Source organism: Pseudomonas wayambapalatensis, from assembly GCF_049942315.1.
Taxonomy (GTDB): Bacteria; Pseudomonadota; Gammaproteobacteria; order Pseudomonadales; family Pseudomonadaceae; genus Aquipseudomonas; species Aquipseudomonas wayambapalatensis.
Window position 1 is genome coordinate 22463 of sequence record NZ_JBNFMU010000224.1, and the last position, 6603, is coordinate 29065.

Sequence of the window (6603 nt, forward strand, 5' to 3'; positions counted from 1 at the left end):
GCTTAGAGACGAACCTGTCCTTCGTAGACGCGTACGGCCGGGCCGGTCATCAGCACCGGTTTGCCGGGGCCGGCCCATTCGATGCTCAGACGCCCGCCCGGCAGGTCGATGGACACGGGAGAATCCATCCAGCCCTGGGCGATGGCTGCTACGGCGGCGGCGCAGGCGCCGGTGCCGCAGGCCTGGGTTTCACCTGCACCGCGCTCCCATACCCGCAGGTTGGCACGGTGACGGTCGACGACCTGGATGAAGCCGGCGTTGACCCGCTGCGGGAAGCGCGGATGGTGCTCGATCTTCGGCCCCAGCTCGTGCACGGGGGCGCTGCGCACGTCATCGACGCGCAGCACCGAATGCGGGTTGCCCATGGACACCGCGGCGATCGAGTGGACCTGGCCATCGACCTCCAGTGGATAACTCAGCGCCTGCCGGTCGGCGACGAAGGGGATATCGGCCGGGATGAAGCGCGGCGGGCCCATGTCGACACAGACCTGGCCATCGTTCTGCACATCCAGCTCGATGACACCGCCTTTGGTTTCGACGCGGATACGCTTCTTCGCGGTCAGGCGCTTGTCCAGCACGAAACGGGCGAAGCAGCGCGCGCCGTTGCCGCACTGTTCGACTTCGGAGCCGTCGGCATTGAAGATCCGGTAGCGGAAGTCCACTTCCGGATTGCTCGGCGCCTCGACGATCAGCAGCTGGTCGAAGCCGATGCCGGTATGGCGGTCACCCCACTGCTTGGCATGCTTGGGCTGGATGTGCGCGTGCTGGCTGACCAGGTCCAGGACCATGAAGTCGTTGCCCAGCCCGTGCATCTTGGTGAAACGCAGCAGCATGGGTTCACTCCGGCAGCAGGCTTTCGCCGGCGAACAGTTCGGCAATGGTCTCGCGGCGGCGGACTTCGAAGGCCTGGTCGCCATCGACCAGGATTTCGGCGCAACGGCCACGGGTGTTGTAGTTCGAGCTCATGACGAAACCATAGGCGCCCGCAGACTGCACGGCCAGCAGGTCGCCTTCGGCGAGGTTCAGCTGGCGGTCCTTGGCGAGGAAGTCACCGGTTTCGCAGATCGGGCCGACCAGGTCGTAGGCACGGCCTTCGCCTTCGCGTGGCTTGACCGCGCTGACGCCCATCCAGGCCTGGTACAGCGCCGGACGGATCAGGTCGTTCATCGCCGCATCGATGATGGCGAAGTCCTTGTGCTCGGTGTGCTTGAGGTATTCGACGCGGGTCAGCAGCACGCCGCCGTTGGCGACGATGTAGCGGCCGGGCTCGAACACCAGGGCCAGGTCGCGTGCGCCGACGCGCTCGCGGATGGCCTTGATGTAGTCGGCGACCAGCGGTGGCTGTTCGTCGCGATAGCGCACGCCGACGCCGCCGCCCAGGTCGAGGTGACGCAGGTGGATACCGCAGTCGGCAAGGCGGTCGACCAGGTCGAGCAGGCGGTCGAGGGCGTCAAGGAACGGGTCGACGGTGGTCAGCTGCGAACCGATGTGGCAGTCGACACCGACCACGTCCAGGTTGGGCAACTGTGCGGCACGCACGTAGATGGCTTCGGCATCGGCGATGGCGATACCGAACTTGTTCTCTTTGAGGCCGGTGGAAATGTACGGGTGGGTGCCGGCATCGACGTCCGGGTTGACCCGCAGCGAGACCGGGGCGACCTTGCCCATCTCGGCGGCCACCACTTGCAGGCGCTCGAGTTCGTCGGTGGATTCGACGTTGAAGCAGTGCACGCCGACTTCCAGGGCGCGGCGCATGTCTTCACGGGTCTTGCCGACGCCGGAGAACACCACGCGGTCGGCACGGCCGCCAGCGGCCAGCACACGCTCCAGTTCGCCACCGGAAACGATGTCGAAGCCTGCGCCCAGACGAGCCAGCAGGTTCAGCACGCCGAGGTTGGAGTTGGCCTTGACCGCGAAGCACACCAGATGCTCGACCCCTTGCAGGGCGTCGGTGTAGCTACGGTACTGGCCCTCGATGTGGGCGCGCGAGTAGACGTAGGTGGGGGTGCCGAAACGTTCGGCAATGGCCGACAGGGCCACGCCTTCCGCGAACAGTTCACCGTCGCGGTAGTTGAATGCGTCCATTGGATTTCCTTACTGCGCTGGCGACTGCTCGGGCAGCGATTCTTCGTCTTGCGGGGCGGCCTTGGCCGGCTGCGCGTGCTGGTGCGACGACTTGCGTGCGCTCTTGCCGTCCTTGCCGTCTTCAGGCAGGTACAGGGGGCCTTTCTGACCGCAGGCCGAAACGAGGCAGGCTACAGCGACCAGCGCCGCAATGGAGGAAATCAGGCGCTTCATGGGTGAAATCCTTTGAAATAAGCAGTATTGCGCCCGAGTATACCGAGCGACCGCCGGATTGCCTATGCAAGGGCCGGTCCGTCGGGCGGGCCAGGCTTGCTGGTTGTGAGGGTTGGGCTCGGTGCTGCCGGTCGCTAGTCTTTGCAATCAGCGCCCAGCGGTCGTATCGTGCCCGGCTTGCGTGTGTGCAGCCATTTTCGAGGTTCCTGCAATGAGTTTGAGCGAAGCGCGTTTCCACGACCTGGTCGACGCGACCCAACAGGCCCTGGAGGATCTGTTCGACGAGACCGACCTGGACCTGGACATGGAAAACTCCGCCGGTGTCCTGACGATCAAGTTCGACAACGGCAGCCAACTGATCTTCAGCCGCCAGGAGCCGCTGCGTCAGCTGTGGCTGGCCGACCGCTCGGGCGGTTTCCACTTCGACTATGACGAAGAGAGCGGCAAGTGGGTCTGCGAGAAGAGCGAAGAACTGCTCGGCGAGATGCTCGAGCGCATCGTCTGGGAGCGGGTCGGCGAGAAGCTGGACTTCGACGAGATCTGAGATGAGCGAGCAACCGCGGCCGCCCAAGCCGCTCTACAGCAATGTCAGCCCGGCCGTGCCTTCGCCGTGCATCAGCGTCTGCCGTCTCGACGAGCGCCGTGTCTGCACTGGATGCATGCGTCATGTGGAGCATATCCGCGAATGGCGTTCGGCCGATGACGAGCGGCGGCGGCAGATCTGCCGCGAGGCCGACGCACTGAGGGCTTCGACGCCACAGGCTTGAGTATTTGCCCGGCTGTGGTAGTGTCAGTCCGGTACTGGCCGCGCCAGAAGCATTCTCAAACCCCGCCCTTGGGCGGGGTTTTGCTTTATCTACAGCTTGAAATACTTCGTTGAAAGGAGTCTGACTGGACCATGAGCACCAAGCCTTCCCTCATCCTCACCCGACTGGACGTGCAGCGTCTTGAGCGTCTGCTCGACAGCCTCGACGAAAGCACGCCGGGTGTGCTCGCCCTGCAGGACGAGCTGGACCGCGCCGAACAGGTGGTCGGCCACGAGGAGGTCCCGGCGGGCGTGGTGACCATGAACTCGCGCGTGCACTGCCGCGAGGAAGCCACCGGCAAGGATTATCACCTGACCCTGGTCTACCCGAAGGACGCAGGCGGGGAAGGCAACGTCTCGATCCTCGCACCGATCGGTTGCGCGCTGCTCGGCCTGTCGGTGGGCGACCAGATCGACTGGCCGGCGCCAGGCGGCAAGACGCTCAAGCTCAAGCTGCTCGCCGTGGAATACCAGCCTGAAGCGGCGGGTGATTTCGATCTCTGAACGGCATCAGCTACAAACAAGCCTGTAGCTGCTCCAGCCCATCATTGAGCGACTGCTCCAGTTCGCGCTTGTAGCGCAGGAACAGCACCGTCGAGCCCTGTTCGTCGTCGAGCAGCTCGGACAGGTCCAGGTCGGTGATGTAGCAGCGGTAGTTCCCGGCGCTGCGGCGCTGGCGCAGAATCTGCCGGGCGACCACGGCATACAGCTGGTCGCCGTGATCGAGCTGGGAAAACTCCTGCTGGTCGCAATACAGCGTGACATGCACGTCATCCCCCGCGCCTGCCTGGAGAATCGCCTGCACTTCGTAGTACGGCTGGCCGCTCGCGACCTGTGGCGCGGGCCGAGGCTCCAGGGCACGGCATTTGCCTGGGCCGTTGGGCAGTAGCTGGTAGTAGAGGATGTCCAGCGAGGCCTGCTGCAGGCTGTCGAGCGGCAACTGGGCATCGCGGCGCACCACCACCGACTGCAGGAAGCGTTGCAGGGGCAGCAGCAGGTGGCTTTCGTCCTGCAGTGGCAGCCGCTGCAGCCAGAGTGCGTTGTATTCGTCGAGTACGTAGAGTTCGGCCCAGCCTTCGTGCAGGCGATAGAACACCTGGATGCAGCCCGCTTGACCCTGTTCCAGCACCAGTGGCAGGTCGTGGTCCTGCAGGGCATTGGCGTCCAGGTACAGCGGGCTGTACTGGCTGCGCTCCTCGCCGAGGTGGGCGAGCACGGCATCCTGATCGTCCAGGGTGGTAAGGCTGACCTGGCCAGGCACCAGGTCCAGCACATGGGTGTGCTGCGCCACTTGCAGCAGGTAGCGGTGGTTCAGGCCCTGATCCAGCAGCAACTGCACGGTCTCGAAGATGTCCTCGACGCGCTGGGCGATCGCTTGCGCACGGTTGTGGCAGAAACAGCGCACCCGTAGCCGTGGACGCTGCGTGCGCGGTCCCTGGCTGTTGAGGAAGTCACGCAGGCAGCGCATCAGCGCGTGCTCGCCGTCGTAGCGCTGCACCAGCACTTCGTTCCAGCTGTTCAGGGTGATCTGGTCGAAGGTCAGCACCAGGTTTTCGCGCACCCCGGCATAGCTCAGCGAGTCGGTGCGCTCGGTGGTCATCAGGATGTTCAGGTCGCGGTGATGACGCAGCGGGTCGATGCCAACGTTGACCAGCAGCAGGATCTCGTCGGCCACGCTGGGTTGCAGCAGGCGTATTTCGCTGACGGTTTCCAGCGGTAGCGCGATGGTCTGCTGCAGGCTGCCGAGCAGGTTGAACAGCTCGAACTCGCTCAGGTCGCTGACACCGGGGTGCAGGGCCAGACGTGTGCTGCTGTCGATCACGCCGTTGCGGTGTGCCCAGGTCAGCAGTTCGAGCAGCTCGCGGCAGCGTTTGATCGGGCTGAAATGCTCCCACTCGTGCACGCCCAGGTTGCCGTTGTACAGGCCCCAGTGGTGGGTGCCCGGCTCCTTGCGGTTGGGCGACTGGACGAGGGTGAGGGTATCTTCGGCGATGTCCGGGGCGATGCCCGGGTTGATCACCTCGATCTTGCCGGCGCGGCGCTCGAAGGCCGCGTACAGGCGCCGACCCAGCACGTTGAGGTCGCGTTGATCGGCGCGGCTGCTGGCGCTCTGGTCGCGTGCGAACTGGCTGAGGAAGCGGTAGCTGTAGTTCAGCTCGGCCACCAGCTCGCGACGCTCGACCGCCACCTGGCGGACCTTCCACTGGCTGCGGCTGTCGAGCAGCGCCAGTTGGCGCTCGTCCCAGCCCCACTCGTCGGTCAGGCGCTCCAGAAGCTGGCGCTGCCAGCCGGTGCTGCGCGTACGGGGCAGGGCGCTGAGCTTCTTGTTGACCTTCAGGTAGAGGCTGCGCCGCACCAGCTCCAGGCGTGCATGCTCGCCACGGCGCTGCAGGTACTGCTCGATGCGGCGGTAGACCATGACATATGGGTCCAGCTCGTCGAGGTCCAGGCGGTTGGCGAACACCGCGCGCTTGTAGTCCAGGCTCAGGCAGCGTACCTCGGGGTGTTCGCTGGCGTAGACCTCGGTCAGCAGCAGCTTGAGCAGCGACTTGTAGGGCGAGTCGATGCCCTTGAACAGTTGCCACAGCCCTGCGCCGACGAACTCCCCGGGCGGGATGTGTGCGAGGTGGCCGAGGTCAAGGTCGTCCTGGGCGCGAATGAAGCGCTTGGACAGCAGCGTCTGGGTGTAGGCGTGGTAGTTGTGCTCTTCGTAGACCGGCACCAGCCACCACAGCGGCGTGCGTCCGGCCAGCCAGATCGCCGTGCGATAGAACTCGTCGAGTAGCAGGTAATGCTGGGTGGTGCCGCAGTCGTCGGAGCTGAGCTGGCTGTCGCGTTCGCCCTGGACAAAGCCCTGGGGCTCGATCAGGAAGAAATGCGCCTCGGCGCCCTGGGTGGCGGCCCAGGCTTCGAGCAACTGGCATTTGCGCCGCAGCTCGGCCAGGGCGCCTTCGCCAATGCCCGGTGCATGACAGACCCACAGGTCCATGTCGCTTTGCTCGGCCTGGGCCAGGGTGCCGAGGCTGCCCATGAGGAACAGGCCATGAATCGGCCGTGGCGGGTTGCCGTGGCGGGCCTTGTAGGTGAAGGAGCGGGTCAGACGCTGGGCTTCGGCCAGCAGCTCGGCGTCAGGCTCGAAGCCCGAGACGCCCGCAGGCGTGCTGCCTGACACATAGCCCGGCAGCAGCGGATGATTGACGTGGAAGAACAGCGGCAGCAGCGTCAGTACCTGCTGCTGGCGGCTGGAGAGCCCTTCCTTGGCCCGCGCGAGACGGCCCTCGTTCAGCTGTAGAAAGCGCCCACGCAGGGTCGACAGCACCTTGCGGTCGATACCTTCGTGCAGATCGGGGCGGATTTCATGGGGGTGGTTCATGACGCACTCAGGCAGGCCGGGGGAGCACCGGCGAGTTTAGCCTGAGTGGCGAGGTCGGATAAGAGGGTGAGTGGCATTTTGACGCCATTTTTCCAGCGCCTTAGGGGTGTGGTGTCTTTATGGGCCT

General features: G+C 65.1%; 7 protein-coding genes. 3 read left to right on the forward strand and 4 right to left on the reverse strand.

Going from position 1 to position 6603, the window contains the following annotated elements:
• Positions 1–2: 2 nt before the first annotated feature.
• The 3 genes from dapF to lptM are packed head-to-tail and all read right to left on the reverse strand — an operon-like array spanning position 3 to position 2298.
• Positions 3–833, reverse strand: a complete 831-nt coding sequence (gene dapF / locus ACPZMI_RS20820; protein WP_186720265.1) for a diaminopimelate epimerase — start codon at positions 831–833, stop codon at positions 3–5.
• A gap of 4 nt (positions 834–837) precedes the next feature.
• Positions 838–2085, reverse strand: a complete 1248-nt coding sequence (gene lysA / locus ACPZMI_RS20825; protein WP_151925471.1) for a diaminopimelate decarboxylase — start codon at positions 2083–2085, stop codon at positions 838–840.
• 9 nt (positions 2086–2094) lie between these two features.
• Positions 2095–2298: an LPS translocon maturation chaperone LptM gene (gene lptM / locus ACPZMI_RS20830; RefSeq protein WP_186667371.1), complete on the reverse strand. Its 204-nt coding sequence runs from the start codon at positions 2296–2298 to the stop codon at positions 2095–2097.
• Positions 2299–2509: 211 nt separating this feature from the next.
• On the opposite strand from lptM, the gene cyaY reads away from it, so the two are divergent.
• The 3 genes from cyaY (at position 2510) to rnk (ending at position 3607) form a co-directional block, all read left to right on the forward strand.
• Positions 2510–2842: an iron donor protein CyaY gene (gene cyaY / locus ACPZMI_RS20835; protein ID WP_054891605.1), complete on the forward strand. Its 333-nt coding sequence runs from the start codon at positions 2510–2512 to the stop codon at positions 2840–2842.
• Between the two features lies 1 nt (position 2843).
• On the forward strand, positions 2844–3065 hold the full coding sequence (locus ACPZMI_RS20840) for a DUF1289 domain-containing protein (RefSeq protein WP_054891606.1): 222 nt from the start codon (positions 2844–2846) through the stop codon (positions 3063–3065).
• A gap of 131 nt (positions 3066–3196) precedes the next feature.
• Entirely contained in the window at positions 3197–3607 is a 411-nt protein-coding gene (gene rnk, locus ACPZMI_RS20845) for a nucleoside diphosphate kinase regulator (protein WP_186667372.1), read from the forward strand.
• Positions 3608–3617: 10 nt separating this feature from the next.
• Here the strand turns inward: rnk and ACPZMI_RS20850 are convergent, their stop codons facing one another.
• The gene (locus ACPZMI_RS20850; RefSeq protein ID WP_426352967.1) at positions 3618–6476 is read right to left on the reverse strand and encodes a class I adenylate cyclase; all 2859 of its coding nucleotides are present in this window, start codon (positions 6474–6476) and stop codon (positions 3618–3620) included.
• Positions 6477–6603 lie beyond the last annotated feature (127 nt).

Coding starts and splice junctions, on each gene's coding strand:
- dapF (WP_186720265.1), bottom strand. CDS start 833: ATGCTGCTGCGTTTCACCAAGATGCACGGGCTGGGCAACGACTTCATG.
- cyaY (WP_054891605.1), top strand. CDS start 2,510: ATGAGTTTGAGCGAAGCGCGTTTCCACGACCTGGTCGACGCGACCCAA.
- lysA (WP_151925471.1), bottom strand. CDS start 2,085: ATGGACGCATTCAACTACCGCGACGGTGAACTGTTCGCGGAAGGCGTG.
- rnk (WP_186667372.1), top strand. CDS start 3,197: ATGAGCACCAAGCCTTCCCTCATCCTCACCCGACTGGACGTGCAGCGT.
- lptM (WP_186667371.1), bottom strand. CDS start 2,298: ATGAAGCGCCTGATTTCCTCCATTGCGGCGCTGGTCGCTGTAGCCTGC.
- ACPZMI_RS20840 (WP_054891606.1), top strand. CDS start 2,844: ATGAGCGAGCAACCGCGGCCGCCCAAGCCGCTCTACAGCAATGTCAGC.
- ACPZMI_RS20850 (WP_426352967.1), bottom strand. CDS start 6,476: ATGAACCACCCCCATGAAATCCGCCCCGATCTGCACGAAGGTATCGAC.